The sequence below is a fragment of the Streptomyces sp. NPDC054866 genome (assembly GCF_053610745.1).
In genome coordinates this window covers 40,463-60,751 of record NZ_JBSGZA010000008.1, presented here as the reverse complement: position 1 = coordinate 60,751, position 20,289 = coordinate 40,463, and the positions used below count along the sequence as shown (strand labels likewise).

Annotated in this window: 18 protein-coding genes; 7 read left to right on the top strand and 11 right to left on the bottom strand. The window is 70.2% G+C overall.

What is annotated here, in order from left to right; all coding sequences use genetic code 11:
* Positions 1–95: 95 nt before the first annotated feature.
* Both ACWGI2_RS33395 and ACWGI2_RS33390 read right to left on the bottom strand, forming a co-directional pair.
* Entirely contained in the window at positions 96–1,709 is a 1,614-nt protein-coding gene (locus ACWGI2_RS33395) for a peptide-N4-asparagine amidase (RefSeq protein WP_453699519.1), read from the bottom strand.
* A 70-nt stretch (positions 1,710–1,779) separates the two neighbouring features.
* Positions 1,780–2,520, bottom strand: coding sequence for a L,D-transpeptidase family protein (locus ACWGI2_RS33390; RefSeq protein ID WP_453398551.1), 741 nt, complete (start codon positions 2,518–2,520; stop codon positions 1,780–1,782).
* Between the two features lie 283 nt (positions 2,521–2,803).
* Between ACWGI2_RS33390 and ACWGI2_RS33385 the strand changes: the two genes are divergently transcribed.
* Together ACWGI2_RS33385 and ACWGI2_RS33380 are read left to right on the top strand one after the other, a co-directional pair.
* Complete coding sequence (locus tag ACWGI2_RS33385; protein WP_453699517.1) at positions 2,804–4,609, top strand: ABC transporter transmembrane domain-containing protein; 1,806 nt, start codon at positions 2,804–2,806, stop codon at positions 4,607–4,609.
* The gene (locus ACWGI2_RS33380) at positions 4,606–6,387 is read left to right on the top strand and encodes an ABC transporter ATP-binding protein (RefSeq protein ID WP_453398553.1); all 1,782 of its coding nucleotides are present in this window, start codon (positions 4,606–4,608) and stop codon (positions 6,385–6,387) included. Before ACWGI2_RS33385 ends, ACWGI2_RS33380 begins: the two co-directional genes overlap by 4 nt.
* 125 nt (positions 6,388–6,512) lie before the next feature.
* Here the strand turns inward: ACWGI2_RS33380 and ACWGI2_RS33375 are convergent, their stop codons facing one another.
* Positions 6,513–7,394 carry an alpha/beta fold hydrolase gene (locus ACWGI2_RS33375; protein WP_453699516.1) on the bottom strand — a complete coding sequence of 294 codons (882 nt, stop codon included), beginning with the start codon at positions 7,392–7,394 and terminating at the stop codon, positions 6,513–6,515.
* Positions 7,395–7,508: 114 nt separating this feature from the next.
* A complete protein-coding gene (locus tag ACWGI2_RS33370) occupies positions 7,509–8,303 on the bottom strand; it encodes a metal-dependent hydrolase (protein ID WP_453398555.1) in 795 nt (264 codons plus the stop codon).
* Between ACWGI2_RS33370 and ACWGI2_RS33365 the strand changes: the two genes are divergently transcribed.
* The 3 genes from ACWGI2_RS33365 (at position 8,302) to ACWGI2_RS33355 (ending at position 12,521) form a co-directional block, all read left to right on the top strand.
* Positions 8,302–10,938, top strand: coding sequence for a DEAD/DEAH box helicase (locus ACWGI2_RS33365; protein WP_453398556.1), 2,637 nt, complete (start codon positions 8,302–8,304; stop codon positions 10,936–10,938). The two genes, ACWGI2_RS33370 and ACWGI2_RS33365, sit on opposite strands and share 2 nt — an antisense overlap.
* A 48-nt stretch (positions 10,939–10,986) precedes the next feature.
* On the top strand, positions 10,987–11,892 hold the full coding sequence (locus ACWGI2_RS33360; protein WP_453398557.1) for an acyl-CoA thioesterase: 906 nt from the start codon (positions 10,987–10,989) through the stop codon (positions 11,890–11,892).
* Positions 11,893–12,023: 131 nt separating this feature from the next.
* Positions 12,024–12,521: a tetratricopeptide repeat protein gene (locus ACWGI2_RS33355; RefSeq protein WP_453699514.1), complete on the top strand. Its 498-nt coding sequence runs from the start codon at positions 12,024–12,026 to the stop codon at positions 12,519–12,521.
* A 64-nt stretch (positions 12,522–12,585) separates the two neighbouring features.
* Here ACWGI2_RS33355 and ACWGI2_RS33350 read toward each other — a convergent pair whose 3' ends face one another.
* Together ACWGI2_RS33350 and ACWGI2_RS33345 are read right to left on the bottom strand one after the other, a co-directional pair.
* The gene (locus ACWGI2_RS33350; RefSeq protein ID WP_453699513.1) at positions 12,586–13,572 is read right to left on the bottom strand and encodes a DUF6397 family protein; all 987 of its coding nucleotides are present in this window, start codon (positions 13,570–13,572) and stop codon (positions 12,586–12,588) included.
* A gap of 109 nt (positions 13,573–13,681) precedes the next feature.
* Positions 13,682–14,095, bottom strand: a complete 414-nt coding sequence (locus tag ACWGI2_RS33345) for a roadblock/LC7 domain-containing protein (RefSeq protein WP_365818215.1) — start codon at positions 14,093–14,095, stop codon at positions 13,682–13,684.
* Between the two features lie 93 nt (positions 14,096–14,188).
* On the opposite strand from ACWGI2_RS33345, the gene ACWGI2_RS33340 reads away from it, so the two are divergent.
* A complete protein-coding gene (locus ACWGI2_RS33340) occupies positions 14,189–14,617 on the top strand; it encodes a PPOX class F420-dependent oxidoreductase (protein ID WP_453699511.1) in 429 nt (142 codons plus the stop codon).
* Between the two features lie 43 nt (positions 14,618–14,660).
* On the opposite strand, the gene ACWGI2_RS33335 is transcribed toward ACWGI2_RS33340, so the two are convergent.
* From ACWGI2_RS33335 to ACWGI2_RS33315, 5 genes are all read right to left on the bottom strand, one after another.
* The gene (locus ACWGI2_RS33335) at positions 14,661–15,266 is read right to left on the bottom strand and encodes a GTP-binding protein (protein WP_453398561.1); all 606 of its coding nucleotides are present in this window, start codon (positions 15,264–15,266) and stop codon (positions 14,661–14,663) included.
* Complete coding sequence (locus ACWGI2_RS33330; RefSeq protein WP_453398562.1) at positions 15,247–15,660, bottom strand: DUF742 domain-containing protein; 414 nt, start codon at positions 15,658–15,660, stop codon at positions 15,247–15,249. Before ACWGI2_RS33330 ends, ACWGI2_RS33335 begins: the two co-directional genes overlap by 20 nt.
* 19 nt (positions 15,661–15,679) lie before the next feature.
* The gene (locus tag ACWGI2_RS33325; protein ID WP_453699509.1) at positions 15,680–16,114 is read right to left on the bottom strand and encodes a roadblock/LC7 domain-containing protein; all 435 of its coding nucleotides are present in this window, start codon (positions 16,112–16,114) and stop codon (positions 15,680–15,682) included.
* On the bottom strand, positions 16,111–18,663 hold the full coding sequence (locus tag ACWGI2_RS33320; RefSeq protein ID WP_453699508.1) for a sensor histidine kinase: 2,553 nt from the start codon (positions 18,661–18,663) through the stop codon (positions 16,111–16,113). Before ACWGI2_RS33320 ends, ACWGI2_RS33325 begins: the two co-directional genes overlap by 4 nt.
* A gap of 67 nt (positions 18,664–18,730) precedes the next feature.
* Positions 18,731–19,504 (bottom strand): MHYT domain-containing protein, encoded by a 774-nt coding sequence (locus ACWGI2_RS33315; RefSeq protein WP_453398565.1) that lies wholly within the window; start codon positions 19,502–19,504, stop codon positions 18,731–18,733.
* A 151-nt stretch (positions 19,505–19,655) separates the two neighbouring features.
* Here ACWGI2_RS33315 and ACWGI2_RS33310 point away from each other — a divergent pair, with 151 nt between their 5' ends.
* On the top strand, positions 19,656–20,255 hold the full coding sequence (locus ACWGI2_RS33310; protein WP_453398566.1) for a class I SAM-dependent methyltransferase: 600 nt from the start codon (positions 19,656–19,658) through the stop codon (positions 20,253–20,255).
* Positions 20,256–20,289: the final 34 nt, after the last annotated feature.

Genomic DNA, 20,289 nt, shown 5'->3' with positions numbered 1-20,289 from the left:
CAAAAGTCCTCCAGATCACATCGGCGTAAATCTTGGATCATGCTCCAAATCCCTGGAGCCGACCGTCCAGATCCCGGGAGCTGGGCGGGGGGAGCTCAGCAGCGCAGCCGGTTCACCGTCAGCGTCCCCTGCTCGGTCGCCAGCGTGCGGTCGTAGCAGCCGCCGTCGCCGTACACGCGATAGCGCTCACGCGACGTGCCGACGGCGTGCCGGTCCTCGCGCGGGACGTTGGCGGTGTACGTCGCGTCGCCCTCGTAGCGGTCGTCGGTCACCGAACGGGCCGTGCGGCGCCCGTCGTTCGAGACGACCGTCTCCGCGCGGTCGCCGAGGGCGATCTTCGTGCGCAGCCGGTCGCCCGCGCCGAGCGTCGTCATGCCGTCCATCGTGTAGGTCCGGTCGGTGCGGGTGGCACGGCCGTCTGTCGTCACCGTCTCGCGGTCGGTCCAGGTGGACTTGAGCGCGTCGGTGGACTCGCCATCGGTCCAGTGGTGGACGGAGGTGTTGGCGAGCGCGCGGGTGACGGTCGTCTCGACGCGGCCGTGGGAGGTGTCGACGTACCCCGAGACGCTGAGCCGGTGACTGCCCTTGGTGTCGAGCCGGTGCTCGCGCTCCGGCGAACCGGGCGTGTACGTCGCCTTGTTGGCGAGGTCGCCCGCCTGGTGCGCGGTCAGCTTCCCGGTGACGTGCTCGCGCTTCTCGTCCTGCCAGACCAGGACGTTCGTCGGAGTGTGCCAGCCGGTCGTCGCCTCCGGCCTGCCCGCGACGGACACCTCCACCTGGTGCGGACGGCCGTCGTTGAGCAGTCCGGCGAAGGGTGTCAGGTCGTACTCGATGGGCTTGATGTCGAAGGCGCGGGGGCCGGGGATCACGTACCACAGGAAGGGGTTGGACCAGCCGCCGGTCCACACGGTCGGGAACGGCGTGGCGATTCCGGCGAGTTGGCCGTCGACCGTGACCTGCACCTCGCGGTAGGGCCCGTCCTCGGCCTTGCAGGAGTACGGCGCCGCGTCCGGGACCGTCAGATACCAGTACTCCTCGCAGCCGCCGCCGGAGCCGGTCGCGTAGACCTCGGCGACGATGCGCTCGCTGTTGCGCGGGGTGGTGAGAGTGGTGCCGTCCCCCAGCGGCAGGACGCGGTCCGGGGGCGTCGGCGTCCGCTTGCTCTGGGCGCCGCCCTTGTGCGCCGCGTAGAACGTCAGGGTCGCCTTGACGTCGATGATGCCCGTGTACGTCTCGTTGACGACGTTCCCAATGAGCATCTCGACCCGCTGGTCGCGCCGCAGTGTCTCGCGGTAGCGCGTGACGTCCTTCTCGACGGACCAGGTGATGCCGTCGACGGACGGCTCGGGCGTGGACGTCCGGAAGACCTCGACGCCGCCTATGCGGAGATACCCGAGGCGGTCGTACTGCCGCCCCTTGACCTTGCCGTCGAGGCGCAGGACCACCTTGCCCCAGTCACCGGCGCCGCACTTCGCGGGCGGGCTGTAGGTACCCTCGTAGGGCGTGAAGTCCTTGAACTGCGCCTCGGCCACGGTCACTTCGCACGACGTGGTGTGCGGCTTCGGGACGGGCGGGGCGGCCGTGATTGGGTCGTGCCAGTCGTTGCCGAACTCGGGCGGTGGCGTGTCGGCCGCCGCCGGGCCCGCGTTGAGGAGTGTGCTCGCCGCGAGGGTGACCCCGACGAGCATGGACATGACGCGTCTTCTCATGGGGGATTTCTACGGCGGGACTTCGATCACCGCAATGCGTTGTGCGAAGCCCGGCAGGCGGACGCGCCGGCTAGGCCTTCAAGTTCGCCTTGTCACCCATCAGCACGACCGGGTGCTGCTTCGGGTCGAGGTTCTCCAGGAGGTACTTCATGCCCTGCTTCGACAGGCTGACGCAGCCCGACGTGCCGCTTCCGTGGTCCATGTGCAGCCAGATGCTGCCGCCCTTGGACTGGCCCTGGGGGCGGGTCGGGTCGTTGGGCGGGGTGCCCTTGGCGCGGTTGTAGTCGATCGCGATGACGTAGTCGAAGTCGTGCCAGTGCGTCTTGGGCCAGTAGTGCGGGGCCTGCATCGACGTGCTCTGGGTGTACGGGAACTTCGCGCCCGGGTCGGCGAGGACGCCGCCCGCGTCGGTGAGCGTGAAGACGCCGACCGGGCTGCGCTTGTCGTTCTCGCGGTGGTCGGTCGTCCAGCCCTTCTTGCCGTTGTGCGCGTCCCAGCTGCGGGTCTTGTCCCAGGTCGAGCCGGACTTCTCGTACAGGACGGCGGTGGACTTCGCCGAGTCCTCGCCCTCCCCGTAGACCGCGACGACCTGCCGCGAGTTCTCGGGGATCTTGTTCTGAAGGCGGTCGCCCACGTCGGGGATGCGTTTGAGGTCGGTCGTCTCCGACGCCTCGGCTCTTTTCGCCCGGCCCGCGTCGTCGTCGTTCTTCGCTCCGGCCTTCGCCCCGCCGTCCGAGCTTCCACAGGACGTCAGTAGAACACCGCAGGCCGCGAGGGCGGCCGCCGTTCGCACCGCACCGGCTATACGCATCCGTCCATGGTCGCACTCGGTTCACGTGAGCCGTCCCGGTGCCCGGCCCCGGGCGGAGAAGGGGCCGAATCTTTACTCCCCGACGGAAAATCGTTTGCTTCGCGCCACCGTCCGAGGCGAACCTTTCACGGCCTGTTACCGCCGCTGTCACCGCCGCTCGATGTCAGCTGCCTCCGCTATGGGGGCCGCTGTTCCGCCCGTTCACCGCCGTCCGTTCACGCCGGCACGCTCCGCCGAACCGACGGCCCGTCTCTCCGACCCCGACCCTGGGACGTCACACGTCATGCAGATACGCGATCTTCCGTACACCGACCCGGGCATGCCGGATGCCCGCTCGGGCCCCCACTTCCTGCGCTGGCTCGGGCGGAACCAGCTCGACGGCCAGCTGAAGTCGCTCGCCTGGGGCCTCCTGCACTTCGGCTCCATCGCGGTGATCCCCTATCTCGTCGGCTTCGCCGTGCAGGCGGTCGTCGACCGCTCCGGGGGGCGCCTCGCCATCGCGGGCGCGGTGATGGCGCTGTGCGGCATCGCCATCGCCCTGGGCGACACCATGCTGCACCGCACGGCGGTCACCAACTGGATCACTGCGGCCGCCCGAGTCCAGCAGCTCCTGGCCCGCAAGACCGCGCAGCTCGGCTCGGCGCTCACGCGGCGCGTCGCCGCAGGTGAAGTGGTCGCGGTCTCTACAGGTGACGTCGAGAAGATCGGTTGGTTCGTGGAGGCCGTCTCGCGGTTCACGGCGGCCGCGCTCACGGTCGTCTTCGTCTGCGTGGGCGTCGTCATCTACCAGCCCGCTCTCGGCGTGGTCGTCGCGGTGGGGGTGCCGGTGCTCGCGCTCGCCGTGCTTCCGCTGCTGCCGCGCGCCACCCGGCGGGCCGACCACCAGCGCGAGAAGGCGGGGCGAGCCACCGAACTCGCCTCGGACACCGTGGCGGGGCTGCGGGTGCTGCGCGGCATCGGCGGCGAGGAACTCTTCCTCGACCGCTACCGCCGTGCCTCGCAGGAGGTGCGTACGGCCGCCGTGCGCAGCGCCCGGATGTGGGCGGTGATCTCGGCGGTGCAGGTGCTGCTGCCGGGGCTGCTCCTGATCGTGGTCGTCTGGCACGGCGTGAACCTGGCCCGCGAGGGCCGGATCACCATCGGCGAACTGGTCACCGTCTACAGCGCGGTCACGATGCTGACCTACCCCTTGCGGCACTTCGAGGAGATCGCGATGGCCTACAGCTTCTCGCGCCCCTCGGCCAAGCGCGCCGCCCGGGTGCTCTCGCTCCAGCGCACGACGCATGCCGGTGACGGAACGCACGACGTCACTCAGACGGTGCCCACGGGTGATCTCTACGACCCGGCGACCGGACTTCTGGCCCCCTCGGGCCGTCTCACCGCCGTTGTGTGCGGCGACCCGGACGAGGCGGGACGGCTCGCCGAACGACTCGGCGGGCACGCGTCGTTCGACGACGCGGAGGAGCTGCCGTCCGTGCTGCTCGGCGGGGTACCGCTCGACGAGGCACCGCTGGCCACCGCCCGCACCGCCGTCCTCGTACAGGACAAGGACCCGGTGCTGCTCTCCGGCACACTCCGCGGACTCCTCGACGTACCGGCGTCGGGAGCGGTGAGCGCCGACGAAGCCCTGGAAGCCGCCCAGTGCGCGGATGTTCTGGACGCCCTGGCGCAGGCCTCGGTGGGCGAGGCCCCGCTGGACGCCCATGTCACCGAGCGCGGACGTTCCCTGTCGGGCGGGCAGCGGCAACGGCTCGCGCTGGCCCGCTCGTTGATCGCCGACCCCGAGGTCCTCGTGCTCGACGAGCCGACGTCCGCCGTCGACTCGCACACCGAGGCGCGGATCGCCGACGGCATCAAGGGGCTGCGCAAGGGGCGTACGACCGTGGTCCTCACGTCGTCGCCGCTGCTCCTCGACCGGGCCGAGCGCGTGGTCTTCCTCCACGAGGGCGAGGTCGCGGCGGTGGGCGTGCACCGCGAACTGGTGCACAGCGACCCGCGCTACCGAGCGGTCGTGACGCGTGAGACGGAAGAGGAACAGGCCTCAGTGAAGCTGACCGGCATCGAGATCGACATCGAGGAGACGGCATGATCGGCCTGGCGCCACCGGAGTACGACCCGGCGGCCCCGACCACCGCGGACACCCTGCCCGTGGGCGCGCCCGCGACGGTAGGGGCCTACGTACGCGAGCTGGTCAAGCGGCACCGCCGGGCCTTCGCCCTGCTCATCACGGTCAACACCTGCGCCGTGATCGCCTCGATGGCCGGTCCCTACTTGCTGGGCGATCTGGTCGAGAACGTCGCGGACAGCGCTCGCGACCTCCATCTGGGACGCACCATCGGCCTGTTCACCGTCGCCCTGCTCGTGCAGGCCTTCTTCGTCCACCAGGTGCGGCTGCGCGGCGCGATGCTCGGTGAGCGGATGCTGGCCGATCTGCGGGAGGACTTCCTCGTGCGGTCGGTCGGGCTGCCGCCGGGTGTGCTGGAGCGGGCCGGGACGGGTGATCTCCTTTCGCGGATCACCACGGACGTCGACCGGCTCGCGAACGCCATGCGGGAGGCGGTGCCGCAGCTCGCGATCGGCGTGGTGTGGGCGGGGCTCCTGATCGGCGGTCTCGCCGTGACGGCGCCGCCGCTCGCGCCCGCCGTCCTCGTCGCGGTGCCGCTCCTTGTCGTCGGCTGCCGCTGGTACTTCAAGCGGGCGCCCTCCGCCTACCGTTCGGAGGCCGCGGGATACGCCGCTGTCGCCGCGGCCCTCGCCGAGACCATCGACGCGGGGCGCACGGTGGAGGCACACCGGCTCGGGAAGCGCCGCGTGGAGCTGTCGGAGCGCCGCATCAAGGAATGGACGGCATGGGAACGGCACACTCTCTACCTGCGCTCCGTGCTCTTCCCGGTCATCACCTTCACGCACACCATCGTGCTCTGCTCCGTCCTGATGATCGGCGGCGTGTTCGTCCTCCAGGGCTGGATCGGCGTCGGCCAGCTGGCCACGGGCGCGCTGATCGCGCAGATGCTCGTCGACCCGCTGGGAATCATCCTGCGCTGGTACGACGAGCTGCAGGTCGCCCAGGTCTCGCTGGCCCGCCTGGTGGGCGTACGGGACATCGAACCGGACGCGGGCGACGGCTCCGTCACTCCTGACGGACGCGATGTGCTCGCGGACGACGTGCACTTCGGCTACCGCGCGGGCGTCGACGTCCTTCGGGAGGTGTCACTCGCCGTCGAGCCTGGCTCGCGCGTCGCCCTGGTCGGCCCGTCCGGCGCGGGCAAGTCCACGCTCGGCAGGCTGCTCGCCGGGATCTACGCACCGCGCAACGGTCACGTGACGCTGGGCGGGGCCGAGCTGTCGGCCATGCCCGCGGAAGAAGTCCGCTCGCACGTGGCGCTGGTCAACCAGGAGCACCACGTCTTCGTGGGCTCCCTACGCGACAACCTCTTGCTGGCCAGGACCGAGGCGGACGACGCCGAACTCTGGGCGGCGCTCGGCGCGGTCGACGCGGACAGCTGGGCACGGGCCCTGGGCGAGGGCCTGGACACCGAGGTGGGCTCGGGCGGCTTCGCCCTCACCCCGGCACAGGCCCAGCAGATCGCCCTTGCCCGCCTGGTCCTCGCCGACCCGCACACCCTGGTCCTCGACGAGGCGACCTCGCTCCTCGACCCGCGCGCGGCACGCCACCTGGAACGCTCCCTCGCGCGCGTCCTGGACGGCCGCACGGTCGTCGCCATCGCCCACCGGCTGCACACCGCGCACGACGCGGATGTCATCGCGGTGGTCGAGAACGGCCGGATCAGCGAGCTGGGCAGCCATGACGAGCTGGTGGGAGCGGGCGGCGCGTACGCGGCGCTCTGGCGGTCCTGGCACGGGTAGCGGAGCCGAGCCGCGGCGGGACGGAACAGACCTTCTCGCTCCGTCCCGCCGAAGAGGAACGGAGAGGACCGGAGTGGACCGGAGCGAGGCCGAAGAGGACCGGAACGAGAAGGGCCGCCGTGCGGTCAACTGCCCCCGGAATCGGCGTTGTCGAGCACCTCGCGCAGCCTGAGGGCGAACTCGTCCGGCTTGCCCGGATATCCGGACTCACCGTCCGTGAAGCCGCCGTGGTGACTCGGGAACACGGTCGGACGCTGCCCCAGGAGCGCGGCTGCCGCCTCCGAGGTACGCCAGGTGAGCACGCCCTCCGACTCCTCCCCCACCGCGATCACGATCCGGGTCGATGCCGCGGCGAGCGCGCCCACGTCGAGCTGATACCCGCTGACCGCCCATGACCGGTCGGACAGCAGCGGGTCGCCGCGCGAGCCGTCGTCCTCCGTCGGCAGGCCGAACGCGGCAGGATCGGGCGCGGGCTCGGCGAAGTAGGCGTCGGTGTACTCGCCCTGCCATGACGTCATCGCGATGAAAGCCGCCATACCGGCGCCCCAGCCGCTCTTGTCGTACGCCCCCTGAACAGCGGCCCTCGCCCGCTCGGCCGCCGGGCCCGTCGAACTGTTCGGGAGCAGCGGCGGCTCGTGCGCGACCAGGGTGGTCACGTCGTCGGGATGGGCCGCCACCAGTGCCAGCGCGACCACCGCGCCACCGCTGCTCCCGAACAGTTCGACGGGCCCGGCCCCCAGCGCCTGGATCAGAGCGTGCACGTCGCCGGCCTGGACCGTGGGGTCGTGGTCGGTCCTGCCGTCGCTGCGGCTGCTGCGGCCGAGGCCGCGCGGGTCGTAGGTGACCACGGTGCGGTCGGGGAAGCGGGCCGCCAGGGCTCCGAACTCTTCGGCGGTCATGGGCTGGCCGATCATGAGCAGCGGAGGGCGCCCGTCCGCCGTCGGCAACGGGCCGCGGACGTCGTAGGCGAGCTCGGCCTCACGTGTGGTGAGCGTGTGTGTCGTCATGGCCGTGTAGACCTTGGCCACGGCCGGAACTCATCGCCGGGGGCAGTACTGGTGCCGGACGGGAACCCGCCCTCAGATGAAATTCCCCGGGTGAAGTTCCCCAGATGAAGTTCCTCAGATGAAGTTCAGTGCCGCCGCCCCGCCCACTCCCCCGAGCAGCATGAAGACCGGCATCAGGACCTTCAGCTCGATCCAGCTGCCCGCCCGGAAGCGCATCAGCTTCGGCGGTCCCACGGGGTACCAGCGCTTGCGGCCGACGGGGATGGGCCACAGGATCGGGCAGCCGGAGACCGTGAGCGCGTCCCCGATGTCGTGCACCAGGGCGCCGAGCACGACCGGCAGCCCGAGCCACAGGTACTCCTGGCCCGGTGCGGTGAACAGCCAGTCCGCGCCGTTCCCGGGCTTGTCCAGGATCCCGGCGAGGATCCAGGCGCTCGTCGCGGCGAGCAGCCACACCAGCACATCGCTGCTCGACCCGCGCGCGGCCCGCCACAGCAGGCCTTCGATGGCGAGCACCATGTGCACGAAGAGCAGCGCGAGGACCGCCCAGCGGCCGCCGAAGATGGCGAGGGCGGAAGAGCCGGCCCCGATCAGGACGGCCCACAGCCAGGTGTGCGTGAGGGTGCGGTGTCCACCGGCCCGCCGCGGGTCGCCCTGCTTGCGGGTGGCCTTGTAGACGGCGGCCGAGAGCTTGTCGACGATCTCGCACAGGCCTCGCGAGACGGGTCCGAAGGCCCGCGAGATGGTCGCCGACTTGTGGTCGAGGTCGGGCGCGAGCGCGGCCCCGGCGCAGATCAAGGCTCCGACGAGGAGGACCGGCCAGGGCATCGTGTGCCCCGCGGCCGCCGCGGCCGCTCCGACGCCGAGCCAGGCCGCCGCCCCCGACAGTGAGTGTGCCGGACCCATCATGGCTGTTCCCCGCCCCATTTCTGTTGTGCTGACGCCCCGTTGGCCACACAGCGTAGCGTTCGTGATCTTCGTACAGACCGCCGGTTCCCGGATCGGGACAGAAGGAAGGCAAGATGGGGGTGTGACCCTTATTGATCAGCTGCCGCCGGATGCCGACCCCGATGCCCTCTTCGAAGCCTTCTCCTCGTGGGCCGAGGACCAGGGGATCACTCTCTATCCGGCTCAGGAGGAGGCGCTGATCGAGGTGGTCTCCGGAGCCAACGTGATCTTGTCCACTCCGACCGGCTCCGGAAAGAGCCTGGTCGCGGCGGGTGCGCACTTCACGGCACTGGCCCAGGACAAGGTCACCTTCTACACGGCGCCGATCAAGGCGCTGGTGTCGGAGAAGTTCTTCGACCTGTGCAAGCTCTTCGGCACCGAGAACGTCGGCATGCTGACCGGCGACGCGTCCGTGAACTCCGACGCCCCCGTCATCTGCTGCACGGCCGAGGTCCTCGCGTCGATCGCGCTGCGGGACGGCAAGAACGCCGACGTCGGCCAGGTCGTGATGGACGAGTTCCATTTCTATGCGGAGGGCGACCGCGGCTGGGCCTGGCAAATCCCGATCCTCGAGCTGCCGCAGGCACAGTTCATCCTCATGTCCGCGACGCTCGGCGACGTCTCGATGTTCGAGAAGGACCTGACCCGGCGCACGGGACGCCCCACGTCGGTGGTCCGCTCCGCGACCCGCCCCGTCCCTCTGTCGTACGAATACCGTCTGACGCCGATCACGGAGACGCTCACCGAGCTCCTCGAGACCAAGCAGGCGCCGGTCTACATCGTGCACTTCACGCAGGCACAGGCCGTCGAGCGCGCGCAGTCGCTGATGAGCATCAACATGTGCACGCGTGAGGAGAAGGACAAGATCGCCGAGCTGATCGGCAGCTTCCGCTTCACCACCAAGTTCGGCCGCAACCTCTCGCGGTACGTCCGCCACGGGATCGGCGTCCACCACGCCGGCATGCTGCCCAAGTACCGGCGTCTCGTCGAGAAGCTGGCACAGGCCGGTCTTCTGAAGGTCATCTGCGGCACGGACACCCTCGGCGTCGGCGTCAACGTCCCGATCCGCACGGTCCTTTTCACCGCCCTCACCAAGTACGACGGCACGCGCGTACGGACCCTGCGCGCCCGGGAGTTCCACCAGATCGCGGGACGCGCGGGACGCGCGGGCTTCGACACGGCGGGCCTGGTCGTGGCGCAGGCGCCCGAGCACGTCATCGAGAACGAGAAGGCGCTCAACAAGGCGGGCGACGACCCGAAGAAGCGCCGCAAGGTGGTGCGCAAGAAGGCCCCCGAGGGCTTTGTGGGCTGGACGGAGTCCGGGTTCGAGAAGCTCATCGCCTCCGAGCCCGAGCCGCTGACCTCCCGCTTCCGTGTCACGCACACCATGCTCCTCGCGGTGATCGCCCGCCCGGGCAACGCCTTCGAGGCGATGCGTCACCTTCTTGAGGACAACCACGAGCCGCGCAAGCAGCAGCTGCGCCACATCCGCCGCGCCATCGCCATCTACCGCTCGCTGCTCGACGGCGGTGTGGTCGAGAAGCTCGACGAGCCGGACGCCTCGGGCCGCATCGTGCGTCTGACGGTCGACCTGCAGCAGGACTTCGCGCTCAACCAGCCGCTGTCGACGTTCGCCCTCGCCGCCTTCGACCTGCTCGACCAGGAATCCCCCTCGTACGCCCTCGACATGGTGTCCGTCGTCGAGTCCACCCTGGACGATCCGCGCCAGATCCTCGCCGCCCAGCAGAACAAGGCGCGCGGCGAGGCCGTGGCCCTGATGAAGGCGGACGGCGTCGAGTACGAGGACCGCATGGAGCGGCTCCAGGACGTCACCTACCCCAAGCCGCTGGAGGAGCTCCTCTTCCACGCGTACAACACCTACAAGACGAGCCACCCGTGGGTCGGCGACCACCCGCTCTCCCCCAAGTCCGTGATCCGCGACATGTACGAACGGGCGCTGTCCTTCACGGAGTTCACGTCCTTCTACGAGCTCGCCCGCACCGAGGGCATCGTGCTGCGCTACCTCGCGAGCGCGTACAAGGCCCTTGAGCACACCATCCCGGACGACCTGAAGTCCGAGGACCTGGAAGACCTCATCGCCTGGCTCGGCGAGATGGTCCGCCAGGTCGACTCCAGCCTCCTCGACGAGTGGGAGCAGCTCGCCAACCCCGAGGTCATGACGGCGGAGGAGGCCCAGGAGAAGGCCGATCAGGTCAAGCCGGTCACGGCCAACGCCCGCGCCTTCCGCGTCCTGGTCCGCAACGCGCTCTTCCGCCGCGTCGAGCTCGCCGCGCTCGACCACGTCGAGGAGCTGGGCGAACTGGACGCCGATTCCGGCTGGGACGCGGACGCCTGGGGCGCGGCCATGGACAAGTACTGGGACGAGTACGAAGATCTCGGCACCGGTCCCGACGCCCGCGGACCCAAGCTGCTGCTCATCGAGGAGGAGCCGGAGCACGGTCTGTGGCGCGTCCGGCAGACGTTCGCCGACCCGAACGGCGACCATGACTGGGGTATCAGCGCGGAGGTCGATCTCGCGGCCTCCGACGAGGAGGGCCGCGCCGTCGTCCGCGTCACCGATGTCGGCCAGCTCTGACCGCTGACCGCACCGAGCTTCCCCCCGGACAGGAGTCGAGGAACCGCCATGAACAATCCCGCCGACCGGCTTGTCGATCTGCTTGACCTGGAGCAGATCGAGCTCAACATCTTCCGTGGCCGCAGCCCGGAAGAGTCCTTGCAGCGGGTGTTCGGCGGGCAGGTCGCAGGGCAGGCCCTGGTGGCGGCCGGGCGCACCACCGAGGGTGAGCGTCCGGTGCACTCGCTGCACGCCTACTTCCTGCGGCCCGGCCGCCCGGGCGTGCCGATCGTGTACCAGGTCGAGCGGGTGCGGGACGGGCGCTCCTTCACCACCCGCCGGGTGACCGCGGTCCAACAGGGGCGCACCATCTTCAATCTCACCGCCTCCTTCCATCAGCCCGAAGAGGGCGCGTTCGAGCACCAGCTGCCGCCGCGCATCACGGCTCCCGACCCCGAGTCGCTGCCGACGGTCGCCCAGGAGATCACCGAGCATCTGGGCGAACTTCCTGAGCAGCTTGAGCGGATGGCCAGACGCCAGCCCTTCGACATCCGCTACGTGGACCGGCTGCGCTGGACCGCCGAGGAGATCAAGGACGCCGAGCCGCGCAGCGCGGTCTGGATGCGCGCGGTAGGCCCGCTCGGCGACGATCCCCTCGTCCACACCTGCGCGCTGACGTACGCGAGCGACATGACGCTCCTGGACGCCGTCCGCATCCCGGTGGAACCGCTGTGGGGCCCGCGTGGCTTCGACATGGCTTCGCTGGATCACGCCATGTGGTTCCACCGCCCTTTCCGCGCCGACGAGTGGTTCCTGTACGACCAGGAGTCCCCGATCGCGACGGGCGGCCGCGGTCTCGCGCGAGGTCGTATCTACGACATCGAGGGCAGGCTGCTGGTCTCGGTCGTGCAGGAAGGGCTCTTCCGGGCCTACGGAGAGCGGCACATGGACGGCCGCCCATCGACGGGTTCGTGACGCCCACCGATGGGTTGGCGAGAGGTCGCGCAAGGTCTGCTTGCAAAGGGACATTCGTGCCTCCGGTCGCTACGGGTACGGAAGAGCGCGGGATGGGGCATTGCTGAGGGATGTCGATGGGGGATGAGGACATGACCGGGGAGCGCGACCGCCTACTCGCCGAGGCTGTGCGGCTGCGCGAAGACGGTCGCCGCGAGGAGGCGAAGGAGCTGCTGCTCGCCCTGTGCGAACGGTTCCCTCTGGACGCGGAGGTGGCGTACCAGACCGCGTGGGTGCACGACACACTCGGCCTGGAGGCCGAGGCGGTGCCGCACTATGTACGCGCAGTTGAGGGATCAGGCCTTTCTCCTGATGACCGCCGGGGAGCACTCCTGGGGCTGGGCAGCACCTATCGCGTCCTTGGCCGGTATCCAGAAGCCGTCACGATCCTGGGCGACGCGGCGGCCGAGTTTCCTGACGACGCCGCCCTCAAGACCTTCCTGGCCATGGCCCTCTACAACACCGGCCGGGCACGCGACGCGATGGAGATCCTGCTGACCCTGCTCGCCGCCACGAGCAAGGACCCCGACATCGCCGGCTACCGTCCCGCGATCGAGCACTACGCCAAGGATCTCGACGCGACCATGTAGGGGCGCGACGCGCGACAGGATCCTGCCCTCACGCCCGCCTGGCCGCGCTCGTCTGGGGCTCTGGCTACGCTCCCCTGCGGCGCATCCACTTGAGCAGGCCTCGTGGTTCCGACGCCCGCTCTCTCTTCCCTTCCTCGGGCAGTGCGGCGGGGGTTGCTTCGTGATGCGGCGCGGGGTGGGGGCTCGACTCGGCATCGGGCTGTGCCCCAGAGCAAGGGAAGGCACCGGGCGCAGGATCGGACTCAGGCTTCGGCGCGGGCCGCCGTGCCGGGCGCAGGCCTCGGGCCTGGGAGAGGCCGATGGTGAGGTTGGCCCGCAGCCAGCGGATCTCGTCCGGATCGTCCGCGGTCGTGATCTTCTGAATGATCCGTCCCGCTGGTGACTCCGGTGCGCCCTGTCCGAATGACTGGGGCATCAGCCGTCGTACGTAGGCGCGTTCGTACGGATCCTTGATGATTTCCGCGATCTGGACCGGGTCGAGCAGCGAGGCCACGGCCGCGGCACGCTCCCAGGGGTCGTCGGACTGCCGCAGCAGTGCTCCCGCGTGACGGCCCCGCCAGTTGCGTGCCCGCAGGTCGACGCCCGCCTCCAGCTGAGCGCGGATCGTGCCGGGCGCTCGACCGGTGAGCAGACCGGCGTTGACCTCAGACTCGGCGAAATGCTTCAGCTCTTCGGCCAGATACAGCCAGACCACTGCTCGGTACCGATTGAGGTAGAACTTCACCGGCGTGACGAAGCCCGCGCGTGTGAGCCGGGTGAACCGGGCCGTGGAGATGTCCATGAGAGCCGCGCCCTCCGTGGTCCCCACGGCTCTGATGCTCTCCAGCCATGCCTCGGGAAAGCCGTCCCCGGCACGGACGCGCTCGATCTCCTCGCGCGTGACGCGGCGCCGTCCCCCGCCTGTGTCGCTGACGGTGTGGATGCGTCCCAGCATCACGGCGAGCTCGAACTCGCCGCGTTTCAGCCCCAGTTCTCGTGCTGCTCGGCTCTGCGTGACCGGCGTCTGCGCTGCCGTCTCAGCGGTTTCCTGCGTGATCGTGTGACCTGTCATGGTGGTTCTCCCCCGTGAGGCGTCTTTGCTCTCGGGAAAACCGTAGCGCGATCAACGCGATCCGCGTCGAGCCTGTGGATAACTCTCGCCACGGCGACGTTTCGGCTGGTCAGAGGTCTACGACCGGTGTCCGTTCCGGCTGCCGGGCACCCACGCCGAGATGCTCGCCGACACGATTGACGAGGAGTGTCATCTCGTACGCGACCTGACCGATGTCCGCCTCCGCGGAGCTGAGAACGCACAGGCAACTGCCGTCGCCTGCCGCCGTGACGAACAGCACCGCGTCATCGAACTCGATCATCGTCTGGCGGACGCTGCCCGCACGGAAATGCCGCCCTGAGCCCTTGGCCAAGCTGTGCAGACCCGACGAAACCGCGGCCAGGTGTTCCGCGTCCTCGCGCTTCAGTTCCGAGCTCGCGCCAGTCACCAGGCCGTCGTTGGACAGCACCAACGCGTGCCGTACGGGCTCCATGCGCTTGGTCAGGTCGTCGAGCAGCCAACCGAGGCCCGTGTTCTGCACCATGTTCCCGTCTCCCCGCTTTCTGTTCCCCCTGGCTGAAGGAACTGACCTGCCAGCCTTCCCCACCATCGGCCCCCCGGCAAGCATGATGAGGACATGGCACAGAAGATGACCGAGGACCAGTGGCGGGCTTTCGTCTCGCAAGGCACCCGTACCGGCAAGCTGTCGACCGTCCGGGCGGACGGCAGCCCACATATCGCACCGATCTGGTTCCTGTTGGACGGGGACGAGCTGGTGTTCAACACCGGGGCAGAGACCGTCAAGGGGCGGAATCTGGCGCGGGACGGGCGTGTCGCCCTTTGTGTGGACGACGACAGGCCTCCGTTCGCGTTCGTGGTGATTCAAGGGCAGGCACGGCTGATCGACGATCTCGGCCAGGTGCGGCACTGGGCTGCCCGGCTCGGCGCCCGCTACATGGGTGAGGGGCGCGCCGAGGAGTTCGGCGAGCGCAATGGCGTGCCCGGGGAGCTGCTCGTGCGCGTCAAGATCGACAAGGTGGTCGCGCACGGCGACGTCGCCGACTGACCCCACCTCTGCCAAGCGGCTGTGCTCAGCCCAACGGCTGTCCTCAGCCCACCGTGTCGAGCAGCCGGGCGGTATGCATCCGCCCGGCGTACTCGACCAGACGTATCAGCACCTCCTTTCCCGAATCGCGGTCCCGTGCGTCGCACAGCACCACGGGGGTGCCGCGGTCGAGGTCCAGGGCCCGTGACACTTCATGTGCACCGTACGTACGCGCGGTCGCGAAGCAGTTGACGGCCACCACGAACGGGATGTGCCGGTGCTCGAAGTAGTCGACGGCGGGGAAGCAGTCCTCGAGCCGTCGGGTGTCCGCGAGGACGACGGCACCGAGCGCGCCCTGGGACAACTCGTCCCACAGGAACCAGAAACGGTCCTGCCCAGGCGTACCGAAGAGGTATAGCGACAGGCCCGACCTGATGGTGATGCGGCCGAAGTCCATGGCGACGGTCGTCGTGGTCTTGCGGGCGACTCCGCCGGTGTCGTCCACCGACTGGCCCGCCTCGCTGAGGAGTTCCTCGGTTCGCAGCGGGCGGATCTCGCTGACCGCGCCGACCAGGGTGGTCTTGCCCACCCCGAAGCCGCCCGCGACCAGAATCTTCAACGCCATGGCGGTCGTGTCGCCGCCCTCGGCGTCAGAGCGCTCGGAGCCCATCGATCACCTCTCGCAGGATCTTCTCGTCGGGTAGCTGTGCGGGTGGCACGGGTCGGTTCACCTTCACGCAGCCCATTTCCAGCAGGTCTCCGAGCAGCACCCTGACCACGCCCACGGGCAGATCGGCGTCGGCCGCGAGCTCGGCGACCGACTGGGTCTCGGTGCGGCACAGTTCGATGAGCGACCGGTGTTCCGGGCCGAGTGCGGTGTCGTCCCCGGGTCCCGGTGCGTTCTTGTCCAGCGCGACGAGTGCGATCAGATCGAAGCGCACTCCATCGGGGCCCGGCCGGGTCCTTCCGCCCGTCATCGCGTAGGGACGGACCAGTGGTCCGGCCTCGTTGTCGTACCACTGGCTGCCCGCGTCGCGCGGGACGCCGCTCCTGTCCTCGGTCATCTGCGTCGACCGCCCTGTGTCATCCGACGGCCGGCGGCTGCGCCGCGAAGCGCGGTGGCGTGTAGAGGTGCTCGCCCACCCGTTTGACCAGGCGTGCCATCTCGTAGGCGACCAGGCCGATGTCCGCGGTCACGGAGCTGAGTACGGCGAGGCAGGAGCCGTCACCCGCCGCTGCCACGAACAGGAAGCCGTCGTCCATCTCGACCATGGTCTGGCGCACTCCCCCGGCCCCGAAGTGCCGGCCGGCGCCTTTGGCGAGGCTGTGGAACCCGGAGGCGACCGCGGCGAGGTGTTCGGCGTCCTCTCGGGTGAGGGCGGTCGAGGCGCCGACGGCGAGTCCGTCGTTGGAGAGCACCACGGCATGCCGTACCTCACCGACGCGGAGCACCAAGTCGTCGAGCAGCCAGTCGAGTTCGCCGGTCTTGCCGACAGTGATGCTCTGATCCTGGATCATGCGTGATCTCCTTCGGTGCTGTCACTGGCCGGGGCGGCCCCTGGGATGTCGGGGACCGCGCCGACGATGCCCGGTCGGCGGCCGCCACCGCGGGCCCAGCCGTCGCGGTAGGCGGACATGCGGTCCCGTGCCTCTTCGGGGCTGCGTTCGGTGTCTTCGCGGACGCCCACAGATCCGGCCGCGTCGTCGTGGGGGCGCTCGCGCAGTTGGGGGGCCAGGCTGGCCTGGCGCACGCGGCGCGGGAGGTCGTCCGAGGGCTCCGGGACGCTGTCGGGTTCCGGCTCCGGGGGCTTGTGCAGGCGGAGAGCGGTGACGCCCGGGGGTGTCGCCGCGGGGGGCTCAGTCGACGCGGCCAGTGCGGGGCGGAGAGCCGGAGCAGGCACGGAGTTGCCATTCATCGGTGCGGCATCGGGTACGCGCGCGTGCCCGTTCTGTTCGCGGTCACGTTCCATGGTGTGGGCTCCGGGGCTCTCCGGCGTGGTGCTCTGCAGCAGTGCGGTGGGCAGAAGGACGACCGCGGTGGTGCCGCCGTAGGGGGACGTACGGAGGTGCACTTTGATCCCGTGTCGCGCGGCGAGCCTGCTGACCACGAAGAGGCCCAGTTGGTCGCTGTCGAACAGGTCGAGTGCTTCGGACTGCTCGATGCGGGCGTTGGCCTCGGTCAGGGTCTCCGCGCCCATGCCGAGGCCACGGTCCTCGATCTCCAGGGCGTAGCCGTTGCCGACCGGTTCGCCGGTGACCCGCACCTTGGTGTGGGGTGGCGAGAACTGGGCGGCGTTCTCGACGAGTTCGGCCAGGAGGTGGGTGAGGTCGGCCACGGCGGTGCCGACGACCGCGGCGGTGGGGAGTTGTCGTACCTCCACGCGCGCGTAGTCCTCGACTTCGGAGACGGCCGCACGGACGACGTTCGTCAGCGAGACGGGCAGCCGCCAGGCGCGCCCCGGCGCGGCTCCGGAGAGGATGATCAGGCTCTCGGCATGCCGCCTCATCCGGGTGGTGAGGTGGTCGAGCCGGAAGAGGTCGCTGAGTTCGTTCGGGTCGTCCGCCCTGCGCTCCATGCTGTCGAGGAGGCTGAGCTGGCGGTGGACGAGGACCTGGCTCCTGCGGGCGAGGTTGACGAAGACGCCCGAGATGCCGCTGGCGAGTTCGGCGCGCTCGATGGCGGCGCTCAGGGCCGCCCGGTGCACCGTGCCGAGCGCCTCATAGACCTGTCCCGTCTCGTCCTCGGTGGGCGGGCCGGGTGGCGCTTCGGCGTGGATGTCGATCTCCTCGCCGGCCCGCAGCCTCCGCATGGCGTGCGGCAGCTTGTGGCGGGCGATCTCCAGCGCGCCGTTGCGCAGGCTCACCAGCTCGACGACCAGACCGCGCCCGATGCGTACGGAGATGACCAGCGAGGCGGCGACGGCCACGAGCCCGAGCAGCACGGCGGCGCCCGCCGGTGTGAGCAACCCGCGGGTGAACGGGTCGGCCCGGCCGGCGGCGCTGCGGCTCGCGCCCACGTCGATCGCGCGCAGTTCGTCCCGTACGGCCGCGTGGGACCTGTCCCACTTGGCGGCCGATGACACGTCGGCGGCTTCGCGGCCCGGTGGTGCGACGAGCACCTTGTCCTCGACGGCGCGCACGTCGGCGTACGCGCTCCCCTCCACGAGGTCCTGCCAGGCTGTTCGTTCGGGTCCGCGCAGATCCGCCACCGCCGCGTCGGTCAGGGTCCGGCGGGTGTCGACGGCTCCGGTGAACTGCCGCAGTCGCTCGCCGTCCAGGGAGCCGTCGAGCCGGGCGCTGGACAGGACTGTGTCCTCGCGCGCCAGCATCTCGGCGGCCCTGGCGAATTCGAGCAGCACGCGCGCGTCGGAGCCGAGTTGGGCGTCCTGGACGCCGCTGAGTGCGCCGCCGACCCCGAAGGCGGCCGAGATGGTCTTCGTGTACTGGCCGTAGGTCGCGTCCCAGCCCGTGCGCCGGCCGAGCACGTCGGTCCGCAACGTGCTCAGGCCCTCGGCCGCGGAGACGAACGACGTCAGTCTGGACGCCACGCCGGTGGGCAGATCGGCGCCGTCGGCGACCGTCCGGCCCTCGCCCCGGCGCAGCTTCGCCACCGCGCGGTCGGTGCGTTCCGCCTGCCTCTTGAGGTCGCTGCCGCGGTCGGGGGCGGGCTCGGTCGCGTAGCGCACGGCTGCCACGCGCTCGGCCTGCAGTGCGGCGATGGCCGTGTCGACGGGGTCGCGCACCTCTGTGTCGGCGCGCTGCAACTGCCTGAGGTGCGCCACGTCTTGGGCCGTGCTGACCGTGGCGTACCCCCACAGCCCGAGCAGGGAGACGACCGGCACCATCAGGAGGCACACGATCTTGGCTCGTACGGTACGGGGGCGCGGCCACCACGAGCGCTCGCGCGACGCGGGGTGCGTCAGCGGTCCGGGCTCCACGGGGGCTTCCGCGTCGGGCCGTTCGTCGGCGGGCGGTCCCGCGTGTGCGCGTCGACCGCGTGCCGGGGCCCCGGGCTGCGGCGGCGCTATGCCGTCGGCCGGGTCGGGGGTCCTACGGGGTGTACGCATGGCCTCCTCGCTCGGAAAGATTTCTGGGCGTGTGTCCGGCCGACCGTGAACCGGCCCGGGCGCGCCGCTACTGGGCGGCACGCTCCACCGGTCGCTGGGCCGCCACGGAGGCCTCACGCTCCCCCGACGTCGGGGAGAGCGCGACGAACGCCGAGGTCAGGAAGAGATAGGACCCGAGGCCGACCGCGAGGGGGAAGATGAACTGCATGGTCGTCGCGCCGGGCAGTGCCGCACCCGGCTCGGTGACCCGCACGCTCACGGCCAGCATTCCGGTGTAGTGCATGCTGCTCACCGCCCCGCCCATGACAAGTGACGCTACGGCGACCGCGAGCGGCGACTTGATGTTGAGCGCCGCCCACAGGGCCGCGGTCGCGGCGACGACGGCGATGACCACGGAGAGGGCTACCAGCACGGGGTCGTAGCGCACGTCGCCGTGCAGCCGCAGCGCGGCCATGCCCAGGTAGTGCATGCTCGCGACGCCGAGCCCGGTGGTGAGCCCGCCGAGCGCGAGCGCACGCCCGCGATCACGGCCGTAGCCGACGGCGAAGACACCGACTCCCACGACGGCCATGGCGACGATGAGGCTCAGGATCGTCAGGGGCACGTTGTAGTGGATCTCGGTGCCGGTGACTCCGAAGCCGAGCATGGCCACGAAGTGCATCGTCCAGATGCCCGTGCCGATGGCGGAGGCCGCGGTGATGAGCCAGTTGCGGCGTGACGCGCCCGTGGCGCCGAGCGCACGGACGGTGCAGCGCAGCCCGAGAGCGGCGCCGATACAGGCCATCGCGTACGACAGCACGGGGGTCAGCCATCCGAAGGTGGCGTGGTCCAGGTGTCCCATGGCTCCGGGACGCTAGTCCGGACAGGGGCGCACAACGGGGGCGCAGTTCGAAAGGTGTTGGAATATGACAGAGAGAGGGTCCTGAACGATCGCGTCACGCTCGAACGTGTGCCCCCAGCGCGCATGCGAGTCGTTGAGCAATCATGGCCACATGAGCGATGACCACACGCGTGTCCGTGATTTCTTCTCCGTCCGAGCGGCCGACTGGGACACCCGGTTCCCCGATGACGGGCCCGCCTATCGGGCGGCCGCGTCCGAACTCGGCCTGCGCTCCGGCGACCGCGTCCTCGACGCCGGGTGTGGCACCGGACGTGCGCTGCCTGCGCTCAGGGAGGCTGTAGGACCCTCCGGAGTCGTACTCGGGGTCGATCTGACTCCCGCCATGCTGGAGGCGGCCACACGGGCGGGCAGGGACCGCGAAGGGCGGCTCCTGCTCGCGGACGTGACCCGGCTCCCGGTGCGCGACGCGGTACTCGACGCCGTGTTCGGCGCGGGGCTGATCTCCCATCTGCCCGATCCGGCGGAGAACCTGCGGGAGTTGAGGCGTGTCGTACGCCCCGGAGGGGCCCTCGCCCTTTTCCACCCCATCGGCCGGGCGGCGCTCGCCGCGCGACAGGGCCGACAGATCACCCCGGACGATCTGCGGGCCGAGGCGAACCTCCGCCCGTTGCTGGCCGGTGCGGGCTGGCAACTGACGTCGTACGTCGACGAGGACGCTCGGTTCCTCGCTCTGGCCGTACGAGAGGGCTAGGCCCCGGGGCCGGCCTCACGCCCCCAGAGAGCTG